At 67.1% G+C, this 23,900-nt stretch carries 15 protein-coding genes; 9 read left to right on the top strand and 6 right to left on the bottom strand.

What is annotated here, in order from left to right:
* The first annotated feature begins 126 nt into the window (after nt 1-126).
* The gene (locus tag HMPREF2883_RS04160; RefSeq protein ID WP_070659116.1) at nt 127-600 is read left to right on the top strand and encodes a septum formation family protein; all 474 of its coding nucleotides are present in this window, start codon (nt 127-129) and stop codon (nt 598-600) included.
* Between the two features lie 23 nt (nt 601-623).
* On the opposite strand, the gene HMPREF2883_RS04155 is transcribed toward HMPREF2883_RS04160, so the two are convergent.
* Entirely contained in the window at nt 624-5,762 is a 5,139-nt protein-coding gene (locus HMPREF2883_RS04155) for an acyl-CoA dehydratase activase-related protein (RefSeq protein WP_075371110.1), read from the bottom strand.
* Nucleotides 5,763-6,236: 474 nt separating this feature from the next.
* On the opposite strand from HMPREF2883_RS04155, the gene HMPREF2883_RS04150 reads away from it, so the two are divergent.
* The gene (locus HMPREF2883_RS04150; protein ID WP_070659114.1) at nt 6,237-6,938 is read left to right on the top strand and encodes a TetR/AcrR family transcriptional regulator; all 702 of its coding nucleotides are present in this window, start codon (nt 6,237-6,239) and stop codon (nt 6,936-6,938) included.
* Between the two features lie 154 nt (nt 6,939-7,092).
* Here HMPREF2883_RS04150 and HMPREF2883_RS04145 read toward each other — a convergent pair whose 3' ends face one another.
* The gene (locus HMPREF2883_RS04145) at nt 7,093-8,154 is read right to left on the bottom strand and encodes a hypothetical protein (RefSeq protein WP_070659113.1); all 1,062 of its coding nucleotides are present in this window, start codon (nt 8,152-8,154) and stop codon (nt 7,093-7,095) included.
* A gap of 388 nt (nt 8,155-8,542) precedes the next feature.
* Between HMPREF2883_RS04145 and HMPREF2883_RS04140 the strand changes: the two genes are divergently transcribed.
* Both HMPREF2883_RS04140 and HMPREF2883_RS04135 read left to right on the top strand, forming a co-directional pair.
* Nucleotides 8,543-8,881 (top strand): hypothetical protein, encoded by a 339-nt coding sequence (locus tag HMPREF2883_RS04140; protein WP_003788121.1) that lies wholly within the window; start codon nt 8,543-8,545, stop codon nt 8,879-8,881.
* Nucleotides 8,882-9,049: 168 nt separating this feature from the next.
* On the top strand, nt 9,050-9,625 hold the full coding sequence (locus HMPREF2883_RS04135) for a LytR C-terminal domain-containing protein (RefSeq protein WP_081381330.1): 576 nt from the start codon (nt 9,050-9,052) through the stop codon (nt 9,623-9,625).
* Between the two features lie 295 nt (nt 9,626-9,920).
* Here the strand turns inward: HMPREF2883_RS04135 and HMPREF2883_RS04130 are convergent, their stop codons facing one another.
* On the bottom strand, nt 9,921-11,375 hold the full coding sequence (locus HMPREF2883_RS04130; protein WP_070659111.1) for a uracil-xanthine permease family protein: 1,455 nt from the start codon (nt 11,373-11,375) through the stop codon (nt 9,921-9,923).
* A gap of 265 nt (nt 11,376-11,640) precedes the next feature.
* Between HMPREF2883_RS04130 and HMPREF2883_RS04125 the strand changes: the two genes are divergently transcribed.
* From HMPREF2883_RS04125 to HMPREF2883_RS04110, 4 genes are all read left to right on the top strand, one after another.
* Complete coding sequence (locus HMPREF2883_RS04125) at nt 11,641-12,024, top strand: DUF4190 domain-containing protein (protein WP_081381329.1); 384 nt, start codon at nt 11,641-11,643, stop codon at nt 12,022-12,024.
* Nucleotides 12,025-12,070: 46 nt separating this feature from the next.
* Nucleotides 12,071-12,808, top strand: coding sequence for a glutamine amidotransferase-related protein (locus HMPREF2883_RS04120; RefSeq protein WP_070659110.1), 738 nt, complete (start codon nt 12,071-12,073; stop codon nt 12,806-12,808).
* Between the two features lie 89 nt (nt 12,809-12,897).
* Nucleotides 12,898-14,328: a hypothetical protein gene (locus HMPREF2883_RS04115; RefSeq protein WP_070659109.1), complete on the top strand. Its 1,431-nt coding sequence runs from the start codon at nt 12,898-12,900 to the stop codon at nt 14,326-14,328.
* A 457-nt stretch (nt 14,329-14,785) separates the two neighbouring features.
* Nucleotides 14,786-15,811 carry a hypothetical protein gene (locus HMPREF2883_RS04110; protein WP_256277317.1) on the top strand — a complete coding sequence of 342 codons (1,026 nt, stop codon included), beginning with the start codon at nt 14,786-14,788 and terminating at the stop codon, nt 15,809-15,811.
* Between the two features lie 119 nt (nt 15,812-15,930).
* On the opposite strand, the gene eccCa is transcribed toward HMPREF2883_RS04110, so the two are convergent.
* Nucleotides 15,931-20,007: a type VII secretion protein EccCa gene (gene eccCa, locus HMPREF2883_RS04105; protein ID WP_070659144.1), complete on the bottom strand. Its 4,077-nt coding sequence runs from the start codon at nt 20,005-20,007 to the stop codon at nt 15,931-15,933.
* A 175-nt stretch (nt 20,008-20,182) separates the two neighbouring features.
* Here eccCa and HMPREF2883_RS04100 point away from each other — a divergent pair, with 175 nt between their 5' ends.
* A complete protein-coding gene (locus HMPREF2883_RS04100; protein WP_070659107.1) occupies nt 20,183-21,541 on the top strand; it encodes a hypothetical protein in 1,359 nt (452 codons plus the stop codon).
* A gap of 1,443 nt (nt 21,542-22,984) precedes the next feature.
* On the opposite strand, the gene HMPREF2883_RS04095 is transcribed toward HMPREF2883_RS04100, so the two are convergent.
* Both HMPREF2883_RS04095 and HMPREF2883_RS04090 read right to left on the bottom strand, forming a co-directional pair.
* Nucleotides 22,985-23,281, bottom strand: coding sequence for a WXG100 family type VII secretion target (locus tag HMPREF2883_RS04095; protein ID WP_070659106.1), 297 nt, complete (start codon nt 23,279-23,281; stop codon nt 22,985-22,987).
* Nucleotides 23,282-23,333: 52 nt separating this feature from the next.
* Nucleotides 23,334-23,666 carry a WXG100 family type VII secretion target gene (locus HMPREF2883_RS04090; protein WP_070659105.1) on the bottom strand — a complete coding sequence of 111 codons (333 nt, stop codon included), beginning with the start codon at nt 23,664-23,666 and terminating at the stop codon, nt 23,334-23,336.
* Between the last annotated feature and the right edge of the window lie 234 nt (nt 23,667-23,900).

The following is a 23,900-nucleotide window of genomic DNA, read 5'->3' as shown; positions in this document are numbered from 1 at the left end:
CGTTTCTCCGTCTCATGTCGCCACCCGGTCCTTATCCCGGATTTTTTCAGCCACCTCTCCGGTCATGACCAGGAGCTGGCAGAAAACCGGCACAATCCGGCCATTCCGACTGTTACGGTTCGAGCCATGCGCACCCGGACCACGCTCCTCGCCCTTCCTGTCGCCGCCGCTGTCACCATGGGGCTGACCTCCTGCAGCCTGTTCTCCTCGCAGACCACCACCGCCACCAAGGACCTCGAGGTCGGGCAGTGCTACAACCCCGTGAGCAAGGACTCCGGCGGGGAGAACGCGGTCGGCGAGGTCACCGTGGTCGACTGCTCCAAGGCGCACACCTACGAGGTCATCGCCCAGACCACCTTCGGCGACGACGTCAAGCAGCTCCCTAACAAGGATGCGGTCAAGTCCTTGGGCCAGGGCTTCTGCCTGGGCGAGGACTTCACCAAGTACGTCGGGATCGAGTCCAGCAAGACCAGCTACCAGGTCGAGTACCTCACGCCCGGCGAGGGCACCTGGGCCCAGGGCGACCGCAAGATCAGCTGCGTCGTCGCCCAGGGGGATAAGTCGCAGGTCAAGGGCTCGGCCAAGAACTCCAAGAAGTAGTCCTTCGCCGAGACCAGCGCTTCTCAGCGACTGCGGACCCGGCTCCGTGGGCGATGCCGCTCCGCCCCGGCGACATCCGGGGATGACGGCGTCCCATCGGGCACCGGCCCGAGTCCCGCCAGCAGCTCCTCACCCACCATGCTGCCGAGCACGTCGTCCGGTTGCCGGTCTGCCCGCTCAGGCGCCCCCGGCTCGGTGCCGTCCTGCGCCATGAGCGCGGTGGAGATCATGAGCTTGATGCGGTTGAGCTGATTGACCTCGCTGGCGCCGGGATCGTAGTCGATGGCGACGATGTTGGCCTGGGGGTAGCGGCGTCGGACCTCGCGGAACATGCCCTTGCCCACCACGTGGTTGGGCAGGCAGGCGAAGGGCTGGCAACACACGATGTTCGGGGCGCCGTGCTCGATGAGCTCGACCATCTCGGCCGCGAGCAGCCATCCCTCGCCCGCCTGGTTGCCCAGGCTGAGGATCTTCGAGGCCTTCTGCGCCATGGCGGCGATGGAGGACTCGACATCGAAGGTGCCGCCGCAGGCCGCGAGCGCGGCCCGGGCAGGGGCCTGCATCTGCTCCATGAACCAGATGGCGGCCTTCTTCTTGGCCACGGTGTCCCTGCCGACGCCGTAGGCGTCCGCCTCCCACTGGGCGGTGGCCGGGCCGTTGAGGAAGAAGGCGAGCAGGCCGGGGACGACGGCCTCGCAGCCCTCGGCCTCGATGACGTCGATGACGTGGTTGTTGGCGTCGGGCTGGAACTTCACCAGGATCTCGCCGACGACGCCGACGCGCGGCTTACGGGGGATGTCACGCCGGGGCAGGTCGTTGAACTCACGGACCATCTCACGCAGAAGGCGGCGGTAGCCGATGCGTCCGCCCCAGGTGGCCGATCGGCCCTTGTGCTCAAAGTACTCGGCGATGATGCGGTTCCAGCGCTCAACGAGCTCCTGGGTGGCGCCTTCGACCACCTCGTAGGGGCGCACGCGCAGCAGGCAGGTGTTGAGGGTGTCGCCGATGATGATGCCCTGGAGCATCTTGAGGCCCATCGTAGCGGTCAGCTCGAATCCGGGGTTGTCCTCCAGCCCCTGCAGCGAGATGGCCAGGACCGGCACCTGCGGGTAGCCGGCCTCGCGCAGGCCCTTACGCAGCATGGCCGCGTAGTTGGTGGCGCGGCACATGCCGCCGGTCTGGGAGATGGCCACCACGCAGGAGTCGGGGTCGTGGCTGCCGTCGGTGAAGGCGCCGATGAGCTGGCCGATGACCATGATGGCCGGGAAGCAGGCGTCGTTGTTGACGTAGCGCAGTCCCACCTCCAGGTCCGCTCTGCTGGCCGACTCCAACAGCTCGACCTTGTAGCCCAGGCGCCGCATGAGCGGCTCCAGCGGCCGGAAGTGGACCGGGCTCATCTGGGGCATGAGGATGGTGTGGGTGGCGCGCATGGCCTCGGTGAAGACCGGGGTGGTGGCCCCCGGCAGCTCCCGACCTCCGACGGCGCCGCCCGCCTCACGAGACCCGACGGTCCTTTCGGCACCCTTGCCCGCCGGCCGGTCGGCGGCCTTCCCGGCGGTCTTCGCAGCAGACCGATCAGTGGACATGGTCGTGTCGATCTCGACGACGTCATCGACGGTCTCGTCGGAGATCTCCTCGAGGTGAGCCGCCCTATCTGCGGCCCTCTCCGCGGCTCGGGCCTCGGAGGCGGCGGCCAGGGAGCGCAGGCGGATGGTGGCGGCGCCGAGGTTGGAGACCTCGTCGATCTTGAGGCTCGTGTAGACCCCTCCGGCGGACTCCAGGATCTCCTGGACCTGGTCGGTAGTCAGGGCGTCGACGCCGCAGCCAAACGAGTTGAGCTGGACGAGCTCGAGGTCGTCGCGGGTGGTGACGAGCTCGGCGGCCTGGTAGAGGCGCGAGTGGTAGGCCCACTGGTCGCGCACCCGCAGGCGCCCGGTGACGCCCTCGATGGCCACGGGCTTGGGAGTGGGCAGGCCGACGTCAGTGACGTCGGACCAGTCGGCGGGTGCCTGCGGGTCGGGGCGGAGCTCGTCCACCCGACGGCGCAGCGCGGCCACGGCCCGGCTGAGCGCCCCGGTGGCGACGGCGTGCTCGGCGCCGTCGCCGGGGTCGGGGGTCTGGTCCGTGCCGGGTGACGAGCCGGCCTGGCGGGCGATGGCGGCCCAGTCGGTCTTCTTGGGCTTCTTGGGTCTGGCCGGCCTGGCGGGGCGCCCTTCCGGCTCAGCCTTCCCGGCATCCTCTGTCTCCTCGGAGGCGCCCGGTTCCGGCACCTCGGAGGCTGCGGCGTCGGGCTCGGGCAGGAGGGAGTCCTCGGACAGGACGGCCAGGCCCAGGGTGTTGATGACGTCGGGGACGCCGTGGTTGATCTCGGGGTCGATGTGGTAGGGCCGTCCGGCCAGGACGATTCCCTTGCGATCGTTGTCCTCCATCCACCTCAGGGCGCGGCGGCCCTCAGCGCGTACGTCGGCCTTGAAGGCGGCGTCCTCGGCGAAGCCGGCGGCCACGGCCCGGCGGGCCTCGGGCAGGGTGACGCCCCAGTCGGCAAAGACCTCGACGAGCCGCTCGGCGAGCGTCGCAGGGTCGGCCAGGTTGAGGAAGGGGGAGAGCATCCGCACGCCCGAGCCCCCGGAACCCGTGCCCCCCTCGGCACCGTCGGGTCCTTCCTGCTGCCCGTCGCGCACGGCCTCGACGTTGTTGCGGATGACCTCGGGGTAGGTGGCCACGATCGGGCAGTTGAAGTGGTCGGCGGCGCCCTGGACCAGCTCGCGCTCGTAGAAGACGCAGGGGAACCAGATCGTCGTGATGCCCTTGGCGATGAGGGCCTCGATGTGCCCGTGGGCGAGCTTGGCCGGGTAGCAGACGTTCTCCGAGGGGATCGTGTCCATGCCGGACTCGAAGAGCTCGTGGTTGGAGCGCCCCGAGATCATGACGCGAAAGCCCAGTGAGGTGAGCACCGTGAACCACAGGGGGTAGTTCTCGTACATGCCCAGCACCCTGGGGATACCGATGTCCCCGCGCGTGGCCGCGCCCTCGAGCAGGCGCCGGTAGGAGAAGGCCCGCTTGTACTTGTAGTCGTAGAGGTTGGGCAGGTCGGACTTGGTGGCGCGCCGCTCCTGGGTGGCGCCCCGCTCGCAGCGGTTGCCGGAGATGTGGCGCTGTCCGTCGTTGAAGGTGGTGATGGTCAGCTGGCAGTGGTTCTGGCACAGCTTGCAGGTGGCGGTCTCGGTGGTCAGGCTGAAGCGGGAGAGCTCGCCCAGGCTCATGAGACCGGAGGGCACGCCGTCGTAGGTGGCCCGGGCACTCAGGGCCGCGCCGAAGCAGCCCATGAGACCGGCGACGTCGGGACGCACCACCTCCCGTCCGGTGAGCAGCTCGAAGGCCCGCAGCACCGCGTCATTGAGGAAGGTACCGCCCTGGACCGAGACCCGCTCGCCGAGCTGGTCGGCGTCCTTGAGCTTGATGACCTTGTACAGGGCGTTGCGCACCACCGAGTAGGACAGGCCCGCACTGATCTCCCCCACCGTGGCCGACTCGCGCTGGGCCTGCTTGACCGAGGAGTTCATGAACACGGTGCAGCGGCTGCCCAGATCCACCGGCCGCTCGGCGTGCAGGGCGGCCTCGGCGAACTCACCGATCTCCAGACCCATGGACCGGGCGAAGGTCTGCAGGAAGGAGCCGCAGCCGGCCGAGCAGGCCTCGTTGACGCTGATGGAGTCGATGGCGTCACCCTTGATGCGCAGGTACTTCATGTCCTGGCCGCCGATGTCGATGACCGAGGTGACCCCGGGATTGAGGTAGGCCGCCGCCCGGTAGTGCGCCATCGTCTCGACGACGCCCTCATCGATGCGCAGCGCCGCCTTGACCAGGGACTCCCCGTAGCCGGTGACGCAGGAGCGCACGATCCGCACACCATCGGGCATCTCGCGGTGGATGCGACGCAGGATCTCCACGGCGGCAGTCACCGGATCGCCCTCGTTTCCGGCGTAGTGCTCCCACACGATCCGCCCGCGCCCGTCCAGGACCACGGCCTTGATCGTCGTCGAGCCGGCATCGATCCCCAGGAAGCAGTCACCGTCCCGGAGCTCCCCGCCCGACGCCGACGCCGCATGAGGCCCCTCGTCGTCGATACCGTCGAGCTCATCGTCCGGGCCGTCCGGCTCAGGGCCGCTCTCCTCGGCGGGTTCCTCGAGGACCGGCCAGTGGGCCCGCTCAATGTGCGCGCGGGCGTGACGCTCGCGGAAGGCCTCCAGCTCGGCGGTGTCCTTGAACAGCGGGCGCATCCGTGAGGTCCCCAGGGACAGGGCCTTGCGGGTGGCCAGACGGGTGGACAGCTCCGAGATCGACGTCGGCTCACCCGAGGAGAGCAGAGCGGCGCCGATGGCGACGTAGAGCTGGGCGTTGTCGGGGCAGGTGAAGGAGTCGACCTGGTCCGCCAGAGTCCGCTCGAAGGCGGCGCGCAGCTGGGGCAGGAAGTGCAGCGGCCCGCCCAGGAACATGACGTGACCGCGGATGGGGCGCCCGCAGGCCAGGCCCGCGATGGTTTGGGTGACGACGGCCTGGAGGACGGAGGCGGCTAGGTCCTCCCCGGCGGCACCCTGGTTGATGAGCGGCTGGAGGTCGGACTTGGCGAAGACGCCGCAGCGCGAGGCGATGGGGTAGAGCGTCGTGTAGCGCGAGGCCATATCGTCCAGGCCGGCGGCGTCGGTGTGGAGGAGCTGGGCCATCTGATCGATGAAGGCTCCGGTGCCGCCCGCGCAGGTGCCGTTCATGCGCTGCTCAGGGGTGGGGTGGAGGTAGGTGATCTTGGCGTCCTCACCACCGAGCTCGATGACGACGTCGGCCTGCGGATCGCACACGCGCACCGTCTCGGTCTCGGCAATGACCTCCTGGACGAAGGGCAGGCCCATGAGGGTGGCCAGGGACAGCCCGGCACTACCGGTGACCGCCCCGCGCACGACGGCACCCGGATAGGCCCGGGCGACCTCCCCCAGCAGCCGGGTCAGCTCGCCGCGCACATCCGCGTTGTGGCGCCGGTACTCAGCAAACACGGGGGACACGGGAGACACCGACGCCGGGTCAGGCCTAGCACCGGCAAGGGCCTCAGACGAGTGCTCGGGAAGGAGAACGAGCTTGATGGTGGTCGAGCCGATGTCCAACCCCATCCGCAGGACTGGCGGCGTGCTGTCGGCCCCGGACGCCACCGGCTGCGCAGCCGACCTCGCGGCTGCGACGGATTCGGGCCTCCGTACTCTGGAGACCGGATCGGGAACGGACATGCTTCACCTCGGCGAGTGCCTGTGCCGGCCCTCTGCGAGCCGACGACGATGTGGGCTGAGCCCTCACCGTATCGAGGAGACACGCGGACCTCAACAGCGTTGAAATACCCACCCTCCCCCGCCGTCACCCACCGAGCCTCTTGGCGTCATAACGCCAAGAGAGCACTACGAGCACCCAGGACTCACACCGAAGTTCTGAACACTGTTGAATATCGCACCGATAGACTTTTCTAAAAATACGACGCTCGTCACACATCCTCAAGGCCGTCGACCCCGACCAAGTGCTGCATTTCCCGGAGCTTCTCCATTTTCTGTCGGACTGACAGCCAGAGGAGACGGGCGCGCTCGTAGTCTCCAGGAGTGACCAGCGATGCCCCCAACGCTCCGCCGTCGACGGCGTTACCCGAGGAGGAGACACCCGAGCCCACCCTCCTCAGCCGCGCACACCGTCGTGGGCCTCGACGTCGGCCGGACTCTGCCAGCACCCAGCCGCCCCCCACACGCGAGGCCATCCTGACCGCTGCCCGCGAGTCGTTCCTCGCCCAGGGCTACGAGGGCACGACCATCCGGGCAGTGGCTCGCACAGCCGGAGTCGACCCGGCACTCGTGTCGTACTACTTCGGCTCCAAGGGGGACCTGTTCGGGGCGGCCGTCAACCTGCGGGTGCGGGCGAGCGAGGAGATCGCCGCCGCAGTCAGCGGAGACCTACGCTCAGCCGGCCCCCGGCTGGTGCGGCTGTCGCTGACCGCCTGGGACGACGCCGCTGACGGCGTCACCTTCCGCACCCTGCTGCGGTGGATGGCCACGGATATCAGCGCCCCTGAGGCGATCCAGAACTACGCCACTGAGCAGATCGCAACCCCGATGGCCGAGGCTCTTCAGCAGTCGGGTCTGTCGGGAACCTCGGCGCGAGAACGGGCCACCCTGGCCGGCTCCCAGCTGGTGGGGCTGGCCATGATCCGTTACGTGCTACGCCTGGAGCCCATCGCCGGAGCGAGTATCGACCACCTCGTGGAGGTCGTCGGACCGACGATCCAGCACTACCTCACCGGCCGGCTGTAGCCCGAGTGAGTCGTCGGGCTCATAGGTGAGGGCTTCTCGGACAGAGACCGGCTGCATGTCCTCGCCCGGAACCATCCGGGCGCAAGAACCGGTTCGCCCCGGTGATGAGTCACCGGGGCGAACAGAAACGTACCGAGAATGCCTCGGGTTCAGCTCAGAAGGTCTCGTAGCGCCCCGAGCTGAGGAAGACGCCGTGACCGGTCTCGGTGTTGCGGCAGGTCATCCCAGTCTCCTCAGAACTGCACACCCAGGAGCCGAAGGTGACGGACTGGCCGTACTCCACCACCTGGGGCGAGGATCCGCCACCACGGAAGGCCTCATCGAGCGAGAAGGCACCCTCGCTACGGCCGGCGAGCTGCGGAGTCCCACCGGAGCTGAGGTCGAACCACCACTTGGGCGAGCCCGCCTCATCCTTGCCGTAGGTGCCGTCGGAGCGGTAGGACAGCACGCCGCAGCCCGCGTGGTGGGCGGACAGGTCGCAGCCGATGTTGCCCGACGGCGACACGATCATGGCGGTCTTCTCCGAGACGAGGTTGTCCGGGACGAAAGACGTGGCCTGGCCGGGCTGCTCGTCGGCGGGGGCGGCCGGCTCAGCCGGCTTCTCGGCGGGCTTCTCAGCAGGCTTGTCAGCCTGCGCGTCAGCGGGCTTGTCAGCCGGAACCTCAGCCGGCTTCTCGGCGGGCTTGTCAGCCGGCTTCTCAGCCGGCGCCGGCTGCTCCGAGCGCTTCTGAGTCTCAGGGGCCACGGAGTGTGGCGACTGAGTGGCCCCGGCGTAGGACTTACCGGCGTCGTCGGTCTTCCCCTGAGCCTGAGGGGCCTTGGAGGCGCCGCCGTTCTGCTGTCCCGGAGCGTCCGTCTTGCCGGAGGCCAACGTCTTGGGGGCGCCGTTCCCGCTGGCGGCGGGACGGGGCTCGTTGGCCCGCGGGCTCGCAGGACGGGACTGGGAGCCGGAGGGCTGCGACGCGGAGGAGTCGGCGGGGCCCTTACCGGTGGGACTGGGGATGCGAGGAGAGGCGTGCGCCGGCTTCTGGCCGGAGGTCGCCTTGGCACTGGCCGACGACTGCGTCTTCGCAGATGACGATGAGCCCGTGGTGCCCTGCTGATTGGCGTTGGAGGCACCACCGGACTGACAACCGGCCAGAAGCATGGCGGTTGAGGTGAGAACGACGAGGGACAGGGGAATGGTGAAGCCGCTTCGGCGGACCGCGATGGTCATGGCTGCGGCATCCTTTCGGTCGAGGTCGGTGCGGCCAACACGGTACTAGAGCCGCGAAGAAGAGAGGAACAGTCCGAAGGTCAGGCGACGCGCCGATTTCCGGCATCAGACGTCCCATCTTTCCAGTAAACCACCAGATATCGCAGCGATAACGCCAATCACAGAGAGATGACGGAATCACCGTCCTGTCGGCCACATTCCAACTAGTGAGACAGATAACGGAAAGGTCTCCCCTCCCCCAGGAGGGTCCGGACAGGATCACCCCAGCGGACCGGCCCCGGCCGGAGGCGATGGTGACGAGGTCGTCGAGGCCGTCGAGGTCGTTGATGTTGGACGACCCACGCTTCCCCCACGCACCTGTGGCCGCTTCATTCACTAGGATGTTGCCGTGATCTTCAAGGCAGTACGCGAGAGGCCCCCCTACCCCGACCACGGGGTCACCACTCAGCGCGATTGGGCCGTCATCGCGCCTCGACAGATCCGCCTGGCCGATCTCACCACCACCCGTGCGACCCTCGATCTGCGCAGCCTCCTGGATGACGACTCCACCTTCTACGGCGACCTGTTCGCTCATGTCGTCTCCTTCAAGGGAGACCTCTACCTGGAGACCGGGTTGCACCGGGCACTGCGCGCCGCTCTGCAGGGGCGCACCGCGATCCACGCCCGCATCCTGGAGGTCACGGAGGAGGGGGTGCCGCGGCTCGCCCCGGCGCCGCCGAGCGCCTGACTCTCACCGGCAGCACTCGGCGACCCGCCCGGCACCCCAGTCCACGGCTCGGTCCACGGCTCGGTCCCATGTCACATCGAGCCCACCACCACCCGATGAGCGTCGTCGTCCATTACCCTGGATCGCGTGAGTAGTCCCGCAGATCCGCGCGCCGAGTACCGGCGGCACATGCAGCACCGTCAGGCCACCGTCATCGGCACCATTCTGGCCGTCATGGTGGTCGCGGTCGCCGTGAGTCTCCTGGTATCGCTGGGCATCCTGCCCGCCTACAACCCGGGCTTCTCGCACCCCAAGAGCACGGCGACCTACATGCCCCAGCCCTGCCCGCCCAACGGCGCCAAGACTGTCGACGTCACCACGATCGAGAAGATCAACGTCTACAACGGCTCGGAGACGGTGGGTCTGGCCGCCACGGTGCAGCAGGAGCTGGAGGAGGCGGGACTGACCGTCACCTCGGCGAATGACTGGCCGGGAGGCATCTACAACGGCGAGGTCCAGATCATGGCCTCCAAGGGCGGCCTGACCAACGCCTACTCCCTGGCCCAGATCTTCCCCAAGTCCACGGTGCAGCTCGACAAGAGCCTGTCCGACGACGACACCACGGTCTCGGTGGTCCTGGGCAAGGAGTACCTGCAGAACGCGCTGAAGTCGGACGAGATCAAGCTTCTCGGCGCCGGCAAGCCCATCACCGCCCCCAGCGACTGCGTCCCGGCGGACAAGGCAGCCACGAAGAAGCCCAGCTGATTCGGGGCCGCTCAGGTCCGGGCGGGAGCGTCCCGACGACGACGCCCTGCCTCGATGGTTTCCTGCCCCGATCGAGGACGTACTTCTCCGACGAGGACTGCGTTGTCCCCCAGACGACTGAGGTCCGGCCTCAGTCATCTGGGGGACAAGTACGTTCTGGGCGGGAAACGCAGTTCCCGATTCAGAGCGTCATGGCGTCTGAGACGCCGGCTCGGGTGCGGTTCCAGGGCCGGTCTTGCCGGGGGCGACAGCGGGCCCATGTAAGAGGCTTGGCGGACGACTTCCGCGGGACGCCTCAGTCGCGGCTCTCACCGGCGCTCTCAGCGCCATCGGTGCTCGACGACGTCGGAGCCGCCGCAGACGCGGCCGCGGGCGAGTGGGCGGCGCGGCTGGAGTAGGCCGGGCCCTCCAGCTCGGTGCCAGCGGGGGCCGAGGCCGGCGAGGCCTGCTCCAGGTTGGTGCCGCGCAGCTTCGAGATCCAGCGCATCGCGTGGTAGACGCCGATGGCAGCGGCCGAGCCCAGGGCGATGCCCTTGAAGGTCATGTCGCCCCAGACCAGGGTGTAGTCGGCGATGGCCACCACCATGGACACGGCCGCCGTGTTGAGGTTGACCGGGTCGGAGAAGTCCACGCGGTTCTGCACCCAGATGCGCACCCCCAGCATGCCGATCATTCCGTAGAGGACCGTGGCGGCCCCGCCCAGGACGCCGGCCGGGATCGTGGCGATGATCTGACCGAACTTCGGCAAGAGGGACAGGCCCAGGGCGCTGAGCGCCGCCACCACGTAGGCGGCGGTGGAGTAGACGCGCGTGGCGGCCATGACGCCGATGTTCTCCGCGTAGGTGGTGGTGCCCGAGCCGCCGCCGCTGCCGGCGAGCATGGTGGACAGCCCGTCGGCGAACAGGGCGCGGCCGGTGACGTCGTCGAGGTCCTCTCCGGTCATGGCCGAGACGGACTTGACGTGGCCGATGTTCTCAGCGATCAGGACGAGCACCACGGGGATGAACAAGCCCAGGTAGCGCAGGTCGAAGGCCGGGGCGTGGAAGTCGGGCAGCCCCAGGACAGGGGCCTTGGCCACCTTGTCGAAGTGCACCTCCCCGCGCAGCACCGCGGTGGCGTAGCCGATGAGCACGCCGAAGAGGATCGCCAGGCGCCCGATGAGGCCCTTGAACATCACGGTGATGACCAGGATCGAGACGATCGTGACGACCGCGGTCACGGGGCTCTTTGTGACATTGCCCCAGGCCGCGGGGGCCAGGTTGAAGCCGATGAGGGCGACGATCGCACCGGTGACGATCGGCGGCATGAGACGGTCGATCCAGGCGGAGCCGACCAGGTGGACGATGATGCCCACCACCAGCAGGCACAGTCCCACCGAGATGATCCCGCCCTGCGCCAGAGCTGCCTTGTGGGGGTCAAGGGGGAGACCGCTGTCGCGCGTATAGCCGGTCACGGCGCCAATGGGGGCGAGGAGGGCGAAGGAGGAGCCCAGGTAGCTGGGCAGGCGCCCGGAGGTGATGCCCAGGAACAGCAGGGTGCCCACACCGGTGAAGAACAGCGTCGTCGCCGGGTCGAAGCCGGTCAGCAGCGGCACCAGGAAGGTGGCGCCGAACATGGCGATGACGTGCTGGACACCAATGCCGATGGTGCGCGGCCAGGTGAGGCGCTCACCGGGGGCGACGACCTCACCCGGGGCGATGGACCGGCCATCGCCGTGCAGGCGCCAGCCACGAGAGGGGAAATAGGACACGAGTGAGCTCCTGCCTGGGCAATGAGGGGAATGACTGTGTCCCGTGGGAAATCCACTCGCGGGAGACCCGCGGGACGCTCGGCAGGACCCGGCAGAGTCTGCCGGGACTTCAGCATAGCCCCTGCTCGGCGGGCACCGGACCGGGCCCCCCGCAGGTACCCGGCAGGCACGCGGACCGGGCCCCTCGCGGGCATCTGCCGGGCAGGGCCCGATTCGTCCGCGGGAAGGATGCCTCTCCCGGGCGCCGGCGGTGCATGATGTGGTCATGAGCACCGCTGGAACCTCCCCGCCAGGGCTGAGCGCACCACGTTTCTCGCCGAGCTCGGAGCAGTACGTCGACGGGCTCCCTCCGGGATTCGTCTTCCCCGGCACCGAGAATCTCGACCCGGCAGAAATCTTCTCCGGCCCCGGCTACACGGCGCCCCGCCCCCGCAGCGACTCCGGGGCGACGGCCGCCCTGGTGTGCGGACTGCTCAGCTTCATCCCCTTCGTCGGCGTCGCCGCGATCATCCTGGGCATCAGCGCGCTGCGGCGCCTGCGCCACAGCTACAACTCCGGTGAGGGGCTGGCCTGGTTGGGGCTCATTCTGGGAGGCGTCTCCGTCATCCTGTGGTCCTGCCTCCTCATCCTCATACTGTTCATGGTCTAGGGACCGGACGGCCACACCGGGCCAACCGGTCCCCTACAGTGGTCCCGTGAAGCCTTTCATCATGGTGACCACGCGCCCCGAGCACGAGGCGGCGCAGGACGAGTACGAGTCCTTCCTGGCTCAGAGCGGTCTGTCGCGCGACGACCTGCAGCACATCGCCCTGGAGGAGGTCGACTTCCTCGACTCCTTCACCGCGGCCGATGTCTCCGGGGTCCTCATCGGGGCCAGCCCCTACAACGCGGACACGCCGGCAGCCGAGAAGACCCGCAGTCAGCTCAACGTCGAGGAGCAGATCCGCGAGCTGCTCGGGGTGATTCTCAAGGAGGGCATCCCCCTTCTGGCCACCGGCGTCGCGCTCCAGGTGCTGGCCGCCTACCTGGGCACCGGGACGCAGGAGGAATTCGGTGAGGAGCTGGGGGCCGTCGACCTGTTCCTGACGGCGGAGGGCCGTAAGGACCCGGTCCTGGCGGGGCTCCCCCAGGCGGTCACGGTCTTCGCCGGCCACTACGAGGGCGTCGGGGAGGTGCCCGCGCACGCGACCCTGCTGGCGAGCTCACCGGACTGCCCGGTCCAGATGCTGCGCGTGGGCAGGAACGTCTACGCCTGCCAGTTCAACCCCGAGCTCGACGCCGTCCGGTTCGAGCGGCGCGTCAGCATCTACGACGAGGCCGGTTATGGTGACCCGGACATGAGCGAGGACATCCTCACCCAGGCCCGGTCCTCCGAGGCGCACGACGCCGGACGGATCATCCGCAACTTCATCTCACACTTCACCCGCAGCTGAGCTGCCGCCCTTGGGGCCGCAAGCCCCGAACGACTCGGGGGTCCAGGCGCAGCTCTGGAGCTGAGAGCCACGACCATCAGGACGTTGCCATGACTTACCCGCCCGCCTATCCGGGGCCGCCACAGGGATACAACGGCCCATCGAGCCCGCAGTACCCGCCGCAGGCGGCCTATGGCCGGCCCCCGGTGAGCGCTCCGCAGGGCGGGGCGACATACGGGCAGGCGCCGACGCCGGCCGGTCACGGCGCGTACATGCCTCCCGCGCAAAGCGCAATTCCGACACAGTCGGTGGTGCGCCCACCCGGGGCCCCCGCCTTCCCGAGCCAGCCCTATCCGCCTGCGCCCGGACAAGCCTCCGCACCGCAGTATCAGCCGTACCAGCCGTACCAGCAGCAGTACCAGCAAGGCGCGGGCTCACACACTGGTTTCGAGTACCTGAGCGGAGCGGTGACCGCACCGGGCTACTCCGCCTCCGCCAGACCGCCACAGCTGAGCAGCCCGCGCCCAGGAACGACCTCATCCCAACCCGTGGGCGCACCACACCATGTGCCGTGGCGCGGTGCGAAGGCCGTGGCGCTCACGGCACTGCTCGTACTCGCCGTCCTGGAGGCCGCGAACTTCATTATGTCGATGAATGCGTACATTACGAGCAAGCACAGTTGGCTCTCCCTCTCCAGACTGGCGGCCTCAATGATATACATCAGCATCACGCCGAACCTGTGGTGGCTTTTCTTCGCCTTCCGTCGCCTCTTCCGAAACCAGCCCGTCTCCGAGATGACCGGATTGGCGCTGTGGTTCGGATTCGTGACAGTCATGCTCCCAACCGGAACAGCCCAGTCCCATCAGATTCATATCAACGCCGTCATCATTGTTATCTCTTTCTTCGTCGCAACTGTCGGAGCCGTCGCGACCACACGACTTAACCAGAGGCTGAAGGAGCCGCGATCCTGGATCCTGACCCTCGCCGTAGGCTCCTGTCAGTTCATCCTGTTCAACACGATTCTCCGTTTCGCGAATTTTGGCTGGGTCGCCTACGCCTCGATATCAAACGGCCAGAGCATCACTCACTACACCTCACATCTTTGGCTCGTATGGTCGGACTCCGACGTAGTCGGGATTCCCTTGGTGCCCAGCCTGATATTCTCCGCCCTCATCGCCATTGTGTCGGGTATCGGCGTCATCCAGGCGGCCCGCGGATCTTATGGCAAGACATTTAAGATCACGTCCATTACTTGCGCATCCCTGTTGAGCCTCGACAGCCTCCTCGTCTCCACCGTCTTCGGAGGGCCCTCGGCTGACGGGCACAGTCATACGCCGTCCGAGACCGGTTTCATGCTGCTGGCAGTCATCGTCGTGGGGATCGTCACCGTCGGTTCGACGGTGGCCGCCGCCCGTCACCTCACCAACGAGGAGTCCACCGGAGGAGCTCAGCAGGGACTTCATACTGGAGGAGCACGGGGCATGCAAAACCGCTTCAGCCGGTATCACCGGTCCCAGTCACCATGGACGGGCGGATACTGAGCCGGTCCCACCACCGCGAGGTCGGCACGCGCCACCACCTCGGTTATCGACACCGACCAACAGGTCGAGCACAATGCCCACTATGCGGCAGCCACCTCCACCTCAGAGCAGCCCTGCTCCGACGCCGTCGGACGCTTATGGATACGGCCCGGCCACGCCATACGGCGTGATGCCACACGGGCCGCACACCACTGCGTCACCACCGCATGCGGCCCTCACACCGGACCGCGGGCCCCAGGGCGGGCAGCAAGCCGACTACCCCTATCTTTTCCAGGGACAGAGGAGCACCCCGACGCAACCGGTGGCCCCGCACCTGTCCAGCATCGGCCAGCCCGCCAGCAGTATCGTCACCAACGGGACTGATATCGACCCCTATTCGGCAGCGCCCACCGCCAGCTTTCCCAGGTTCGCCCCCGCCCCGCTCCCGGGCCCCGCTCCTGCGACCCCGCAGCCGCTCGTGCCGCCATCACTGGCCAGCGCGCCACTCGGCATCACCCGCAAGACCGCCTTCCCCTCACCCACCCCCTGGGGACGCGACCGACTGCTCGCCCTCGCGCTGACACTGTTAGCAGTCGGATTTCACGTGATATGGACAATCAATGACACGTCCACAAACCAGGCCTTCCCTTCCTTACAGAACCCCACGGCGCGCGACTACATCCAGGCACTGACGTACATCCCACTAACATTAGGCGCCTGGTGGCTCATTCTTATCCCCATCTCCATCGTCAACATCATCAGAAACCAGGCCAGCGCCATCACAACAGCGGCCGCAATTCAGCTACTCTTCATTGACGCATTAATACTGAACAACGACCCCATCGGCAACCCCTTCCCCATTTTGTGTCTGCTGGCCACTGGCTCCGCAGCGATCTTCACAACCCGGATGGGAAGGACCGCCAACCCTCCTCGACACTGGCTGGTCAGTCTTGGAATGGCGATGAACCTGTTCCTCCTCATATCAATGCTCCACCGGATCACAAAACTGCTCCTCAACGCAAAATTTTATCAATCAGCCATGAGTAGCCAGACGGTCAATTTATGGATGACCCCCGCAGTCGGACCGAATGATCGGGGAATACCACTCACTGTTGGGATAGTCATCACGATCATCTTAGCCGTCATTGCCTCGATCAACCTCTATCTGGGAGTCTCATCTCCCACCAGTCGCGTATTCCGCTACACCGTTGGACTCGCCCCAACACTCATAGCCCTGGTCAACATGTATATTCTCTCCGCGTTCGGCATATCCCGCGCTGTCGTCTCCTCAGGTCTCGGGCTGAGCAGTACTGGCCAGCGGTTGCCGTATGTCATCTTCCGAGCGTGGGCTGCATCGATCCTGCTGGGAGCCATCGCCGTCGGGATCACCGTGCTGCTACGCCGACGCGCGTCCGCCATGAAGCACAAGGCACGTCAGTTCGTACCAGCGGCCACAAGCACACAACAACCCCAGCATGTGAGCTACCGGCCCCACGCCCAATAGGCACCCCCACGCACCCCACTTGACCTTACGCAGGTACGGGCTCACCCCATCCGTATGGAGAGATCCTCGCTGCCCCGCGCCTGCATACGGCCAGAGGAGCCGGCAGGCACGGGTACCACTCACATGGTTGGCGGCGTCCACGCGAGCTGAAGAGTGCGCACCCCGTCACGGCTGATGATTCGAGCCCGCCCAGCCGGGCCGGGCTGCGGCTTCTGCCGTCCCAGCAGCGGCCCCTCATCAGGGTTGCCGGGCAGCATGATGCCCGGCGTGGACAGATCGCTGAGTGTCTGCATGATCGGCTCGTACATGGCACGCGTCGTTCCACCGATGCGGCGTGTGAGCACGAGGTGAAGACCGATGTCCTGAGCCTGCGCCAGCAGGGGCTGCAGAGGTGCAAGCGGGTTGGAGGTAGTCGTCGCCACCAGGTCGTAGTCGTCCACGAGGAGGTAGATCTCCGGCCCTCTCCACCATGAGCGGTTGCGCAGCTGCTCGGCCGTGACGTCGGGGCCCGGCAGACGCCCTTGAAGGTAACCCGAGAGGTCGTTGATCTCGGAGACGGCCATGTCGCGCACTGAGAGGTAGGCGAGCAGAAACTCCTCGGGAATCTCCCCCAGCAGGTTGCGGCGCAGGTCGATGGCGAGAATCCGCACCTCATCGGGCGTCTTGCCGCGAATCAGCTCGCGGGTCAGAGCGCGCAGGAAGGTGGTCTTCCCCTTCTTGGCGTCACCGAGCACGATGAGGTTGGGATCCTGCTCCATGGCCAGCGTGACCGGCTCCAGGCGGGCCTCGTCGATACCGATGACGGGGCCGGCGTCGGCGGGCACCATGGCCTGGAGCTCAGCCAGGTCGATCTGGGTCGGCAGCAGGCGCAGCTTGGGACCGGGCGCTCCCTTCCATGCACTGGCGAGCTGCTGGCAGGCGTGGTGAATCCCCTGTGCCAGGGTGGAGTCGTCGTGGTTGCCGTCAATACGCGGCAGCGCCACGAGCATGTGGCGGGCCTGTCGATCCAGGCCGCGCCCCGGTCTGCCCTCAGGCACCTGGCGGGCGATCTTCCGATTGATCTCTGAATCCGCGGGGTCGCCCAGGCGCAGCTCGATCCGAGTTCCGATGGCGTCACGAATCGCCGCTCGCAGGTCCATCCACCGGTTGGAGGACAGGACGAAGTGCACACCGAGCGCCAGTGCGCGCGGTGCCAGATCCTGCACCTCCATGGAGATGTCCTCGAAATCGGTCCTGAGGGTGGCCCAGCCGTCAATGACGAGGAAGATGTCTCCGTACCCGTCGTCGACACGCCCCGCAGCCCGCTCACGCCGATACGTCTGAATCGAGTCGATTCGGTTGGCCCGGAAGTAGCGTTCGCGATCGTCGAGCAGGGACGCGATCTCCGCCATGATCCGGGCCACGATGTCCGGCTCATCGCGCGTGGCCATTCCGGACAGGTGGGGCAGGTCCAGCATCGTCGAGAAGGTTCCGCCGCCGAGGTCGATGACATAGAACTGCACCTCGGCCGGCGTGCGGGTGAGAGCCAACGACATGACGAGCGAACGCATCGTCGTCGACTTTCCGGACAGGGGCCCGCCGACGACGGCGACGTGACCACCGGCACCCGACAGATCCACGGTGAGCGTCTCGCGACGCTGTTCCAGGGGGACATCCGTGACGCCCAGGGGCGCCACGAGGTCGCCCCTCGCCCGCCATGACGGCGAGGTCAGGCCCAGGTTCTGGTCAACCACCAGATCGGACATGAGAGCGTCAAAGGTCTCGCTGACCTCAAGCGGCGGCAACCAGATCTGGTGAGCCGGGATGCCGTGGCCGGCCATCCGGTCCACGGCGATGTCCATGGTGGTGCTGTCGGCGTAGACCGCGTCCTGCGGGAATGCCTCGGGCTCGGGCGCAGCGGTTTCCTCGGCCTCGACGGTCACTTCCTCGTCGGGGATCTCCACCTCGACGTCCTGGGCGGTGAACGGCAGTATCTCGACGGCACTTCGTGCCGTGTCGGCCGCCTTGGCGACTCCCGGCAGCTGCAGCGCCCGCGAGGTGCGTCGGGCCGGAGGCTTGCCGGCGACGTAGGAGGCGCGGAAACGAGTCATCGTCTCGGTGTCGCTCTTGAGATAGCCGCTTCCCGGCAGGGGAGGCAGGTGATAGGCATCCGGGGACCCCAGAACCGTACGGGACTCGCTGGCGGAGAAGGTACGCAGACCAATGCGGTAGGACAAGTGCGAGTCCAGGCCGCGCAGGCGCCCCTCCTCCAGTCGCTGAGAGGACAGGAGCAGATGCATCTGCAGCGATCGTCCCAGTCGACCAATGGCCACGAAGGTGTCGATGAAGTCCGGCTTGGCGGACAGGAGCTCGGAGAACTCGTCCAGGATGATGAACAGCGCCGGAAGCGGGTCGCCGTTGTGCTTGCCCTTGACCCGATCCTGCTCGTAGTCCATGACGTTGGCGTAGTTTCCGGCGTCGTGCAGCATCTGCTGACGACGATTCATCTCGCCGCGCAGCGCCTCAGCCATACGGTCGACGAGCCCCAGCTCGCTCTCCAGGTTCGAGATCATCGCCGAGACGTGCGGGAGCTCGGACATTCCGGCGAAGGTCGCTCCACCCTTGAAGTCGACCAGGACGAAGTTGAGCTGGTCCGGCCCGTGAGTGAGGGCCAGGGCCAGCACGAGCGTGCGCAGCACCTCCGACTTACCTGAACCAGTGGCGCCCACGAGCAGACCATGGGGGCCCATACCGTTCTCCGCCGACTCCTTGATGTCGAGCGCCACCGGCTCGCCCTCGGGCGTCACCGCGAAGGGCACGTTGAGGCGCTCAGCGCCAGTGCGCTTGACCCACTGGGTGTCGGGGTTGAAGTCCCTCACGTCTCCCAGGTGCAGGAGCCGCAGCAGGTCCTCGGAACGCTCGGGATCGGAGGTTCCCACTGGGGCTGAGGGGGTGACGTCCTCCCCGACCGTCTGGTAGCGCGCCACCAGCCGGCGGGCGACAGCCTCAGCGCCATTGATGCTGATGGAGTCGGCCAGCGCCGGGCTGGGATCCTGCCCGGCGAGCTCGACGTTCATGGGGACCGCTGCCTTGTCGGGAGCCTCGCTCAAGACGGTCTCGGACTGGCTGTCGGAGGGGCTGAGGACCAGGCGCAGGCGGTTGGGCAGGACCAGGGGCTGCTCCACACGCTGAGCGAAGCTGATGACGGTCACGCCCTGGAGCCCGCGATCCGCTGTCAGCGGGGAGCTGGGAGGGAGCGTGCCACCGTCGACCAGGACGATGATGTGAGGCAGCGGAGGCTCCCCCGCGGCGGAGGAGAAGGTGCCCCGCGCACTGAAGTCCTCGGGCAGCTTGTCCGTGAGCTCGTCCAGGGAGTGCGCTATGAGCCGTGATGGCCCGACGGCGTCCGCCACGGAATCGGACCAGGCATGGGGCGCCCACTTCACCCAGTCCCACTCGGGTTCCGCCTCCTGGGAGGTGAGGACGGCCAGCCTCACCAGGGCGGGTGAGGTCAGAGCCAGGATGTGCGCGAGCATGGCCCGCACCTGGGCGCGAGCCTCGCTCAGCGGGCCGACCACCTCGATGTGGGAGAAGGCGCTCAGCTCGATGCCGAAGGGGAGGGCGTCCACCTCGGTGTGGGTGGTGACGAAACGGTGCATCGCTGACAGGCACACCGGGTCCGGAGTGCTCAGAGGGCCGACTTCCTCAGCCTCGATGGTCGCCGCCAGCGGCTGGGAGGAGCGCCCCAACCTCACGAGCAGGTGGTCCTGCCCCTGGCGCCGTTCCCACACCCTGGCCCCGTGCTGCACCAGGTACGGAAGGGCCTCCGGCTCAGGCAGGTGGTTCACAGCGGTGCGGCGCTGGTTCTTGGCCGCCTCCCGGACCTCGGAGCGCACCTCTGAGATGTAGCCGAGGTACTCGCGGCGCTGGTTCGTGACGTTGTTACGGTGCTGACGGATCTGGCGGTACACGTTGAACACGGCCATCGACAGCATGGCCACAACCATCCCGCCGCTCGTGAGCAACATTCGCGTGTTGTTGTTATTGGAGATGGCCATGAACACCATGACGCCCATCGAGCCGGCCATCGGCAGCACCATCGTCAGCGAACTGGTGGCGTCCTGCGGTGTGATGGCGTTGGGCGGGGCCTTGAGCTCGATCGTCTCGGTCGACGCTTCGGAAGTGTCGATGGTCACGTTCTGCTCCTCGGTGTTCATGAGGGTGGGAAGGGTGTACTGCACGTGGGACGACAGGTTCGACTTCGTGAGAAGTAACCGACCGAGGTGAAGCCCACCCAGCCGGGTGCTGACGTCATAGTATCGATAGAGTCACGGTTGTCTGCACCTCGGCTGACCTTCTCTCCCCCAACCCTCTCGGAGTACTGATCCTCGGATGAATGCGACCAGCACCCGCGTCACCCTCGTCCACGAGGGCGAGCGGCTCGACATGGCGGCACGCACTGGAGTACCCATTGGTGCGCTCGTGCCTCCGCCGAAGGCGCACCAGCCCAGCGGGTTCCTCATCGCAACAGCCGACGGGACAGTGGTGGACGCCGAGGCAGCCGTGGGAACCGACGTCCTGGAGGGCACCGTCCTCGTCACCACACCGGTTCGGGCCGACCTACGGACCTATAGGACCGCGGACGCCGGCCTCGAGAGCGCTCTGCGCGCATCAGCCGGAGAGACGGCCTTCGTTCTGGTGTCCGTTCTCTGCTTCTTCTTAGGGGGGCTGCCGCCCTTGATCGGGCACGGTCAGCTTCTCTCGACGGCATTGCAGATCGCGGGAGCCTGCCTTCTGGTCATTCTTCTGGTCTCCGCGGCCTTCAGGCCCGCCAGACAGCGATCGGCGGTGCGAGAGGCCCTGGGCGCACTAACCGTCCCCCTGGCGGGGGGAGCGGCAGGCGCTCTTCTGGCGCCCGTCTCCAGCCCGGACTCCCGGTTACTGGTCGCGCTGCTCGCCATGTGGGGCACGGGGGCTGCGGCCCTGCTGCTGTGGATCGCCCGCAGGGGGGCTAGTGAAGCAGTTTCAGCGGGCGCCTGGCTCTTCCTGGCCGCCGTCGGGACGATCGTGCCGGCTACGGGAATCTCGCACGTTCCCGTCCTGATGGTGCTCATGGCGGTGGGAGCCGTTGGCGGACTGCTGATCCCGGGCTTCGCCGTGCAAGTCCCCAATCAGCAGCTGCTGGATATGACTCAGCTGCGAGTCATGGGGCGTTCTGTGCGCCAACCCACGATGCCCCCGTCAAGAGAGGTGTCTCCTCGCTCCGTCTCGCGCTCCGTGGCTCAGACAACGGTGTCCTCGGTCGCGCTGGAGATCGCCTTCGGGAGCCTGGTGCTACTCAGCCTGCCGACGGCGATCCAGACCGCGTTGGCCGACGGCGTGACGGCCTGGGGGGCTCGGGTCGAGATCGTGTGCGTCATGCTGCTTCTGCTGCTACGCCCGCGTACCGCTCACTCGCGAGTGTTGCGCCTCACACCAAGGCTGGTCGTCGCCGTCGCGATCGTCCTGGCGCTGGTTCTGCTGTGGATCGATGGCGGCGCGGGAGTCATCACACGAACCTGGAGCCAAGTAGTCGCTTTCATCATTTTCCTCACAACAGCGGGCACTTTCGCGGTAGGGATGTTCCTCAGTACCGTTCGGTCGGCATGGTGGGGTCGACTTGGTGACATCTTCCAGACCCTCGCCGCTGTGGGGATTCTCCCCTCGGCCGTGATCGCAGCAGGACTGATCGACGTTATGAGGCAGCTATGAGAATCATGTCGACCTCCGTCGCACGTGCGGCGAAGCGTGCGCGCACTCGCAGCGACTGGCGTCCTCTTACCACCGGAGAGGCGGTGGCCGCTGCCGTCGTCGACGTCCTCCTGCTGGTCGTCGTCGTTCTCGTCCCGATGCTGGCACTCAACGTCAAGGCACTGCCCTGGATTCTGCTCGCTCAGGTGATCGTGGCTCAGAGCCTGGTTCTTGCACGTTTCGGGAGAACAGCCGGGTTGGCAACGGTGTCGGCCACTGTGGTGGTCCCGAAGCAGGGAGCCGCCCCGGGGATCGGGCGAGCCCTGGTGAGAGTGCTTCTGCCCTTCCTCCTCCCCTTCCAGATCAACCCCCACAGGTCGGCGGGTCAGTTCGACAAGGACCGGGAACGCCTTCTGGATCGTCTCACCGGGACCTTGACCGTGACACGGCGACCGATGCCGGAGCAGGCGCAGCCAGATGCTGCGGGACGGACTCACACCAAGCCGCGTCGTAGCAGGCGCAGCCCGAAGCCTGCTGCAACGCCGACCGTGGCTCCCAAGGTGATGACCCGAGGACCTGCGCAAGACGGGCGACGGCACCCCTCCGCCGGCCCCGTGGCCACCGGCGCGCCCACGTTTCAGCCCCCGGCGCAGCCGGCGCCACTTGTGCACGAGCGCCCCGATCTGGCCGGCCCGGCCTACACGGGAGGGTTCGCCGGAGCTGGCGTGCCGGCAGGCCCCACACCGGTTGCCGCCTCCAGCTCAGGTGCTGCTCGGTCGCGCTTCGCGCCACCGGTGGCGTCTCCCGCACCACCGCCTTCCACGGCTCACTCTCCCGTGGCGCCGACCCCGCCTCCGGCCTCCCTGCCTCCGTCCTCCGTCCCGGCGGCGCCCGACTCCTCCCCGATCACTCCGTCAGTGTTCGCCGCCCCTTCCGGTCCTCCGACGTCGTCGATGCCCACCGGGCCCGGTTCGCACGCTGCGTCGGCACCACCCAGCGCCCCGGCCCCTCAGGCTCCAGCTCAGGCGAGCCATTCTCTACCGCCGTCGCTACCGCCACGGATTCGACCGGCTCGGCAGCAGGCGGCATCCCCGCTGCCCCCAACGGGGGGTTCTGCTCCGTCTGCGGCCAATGGAGCGCACGCCGCTGCCCCCGGGATCCGCAGCGGCGCCCCGGATGCTCCCGGTGGACCGGTTGGCCCACAGAACGCTCAGCTCCCGGTGATACCGCCCTCGTCAGCCGCTTCCGCCGCCTCTCCCTCTTCGCGGCAGTACCCGCCGACGCCTTCGGTCTCTGGAGCACCGGATTTCTCTGCCCCCACCGGACCGTCCTCAGCGCAGCACGGAGATCGCCGACCGAAGACGATCTGACAACCGGGCCGCGCGTTCCTCCATACAACCGACGGTGCTCTGAGCCTTGAAGGCTCAGAGCACCGAAGGGGATGTCGGGACAACGACCGAAAGATCAGGTGAAGCAGGTAGCAGACTTCTGGTCACAAGATTGGTAGTCGCCCTGGGAGGTACTCACGTGGGTGCCGAGCTGCTGGGTCAGCATCTGCTGGCGGCTGATCGCGTCACGGCACTGCGCCATAGCGATGGTGTACTGCTGCTGCGCCTCACCGGACCAGCCACTCTGGGTGGGGCGAAGCTCAGCATCCATGCTATCCAGATCGGATGAGGATTCAGAAGAACGCCGGTGCATCTCAGCGGCAAGCGTCTGCAGCCCACTGTGCCTAACGAGAAGGTCTTCATTACTCGTCATAACTATCTCCTGCGGTGAAATCAAGTGTGTTGGGTCAAGGACAGTAAGGTCGTCAGGTGAGGTTGTGGTAGTTGCTGGCGGCCTCAGAGCCGAGGCGCTGGGCTCCAGCCGCAACCTCCGAGTCGGCGCTCGCCATCGCAGTACCGGTACTCCGCAGGCCATCCGAGAGCTTCAGCAGCGCCTGGTCGATCCGGCGGGACTCCTCCATGAACTGCGCAATAACCTGGGCGACGGCGGCCGCGCCCTGCCCGACCCAGCTGGCCTGGCACTCATCAGCGGCACTCTTGACATGCATAGCGATCGTCCTCTGATTGGCGCGATGATCATCCACCGTCTTGGCCGCCGTATCAATGACGCCGGCCTCAGCCTTCATCTGCTCGGCCATAAGACTCCTTTCTCCGGGCTGCTCGCGGCAGCCGCTGTGGGCGAACAGCATCGACCAAGACCGTGCGTCGACGGCTTCGAACTGGCCCATGCTGCTCTCTGACTCGCCCAGCCTAGTGCACAACAACCGATCGTGGCATTAATTCACGTAATGTGATCGAGATCAGTGTGGGCAATCTCGCCGCATGAGCCCGCCCCTGCCCCCTAGATGATTGATTCCAAGGGGTGTGGGTCG

The organism is Actinomyces sp. HMSC075C01, assembly GCF_001812965.1.
GTDB classification, from domain to species: Bacteria; Actinomycetota; Actinomycetes; order Actinomycetales; family Actinomycetaceae; genus Actinomyces; species Actinomyces acetigenes.
This window is presented reverse-complemented; position numbering and strand designations above follow the sequence as displayed.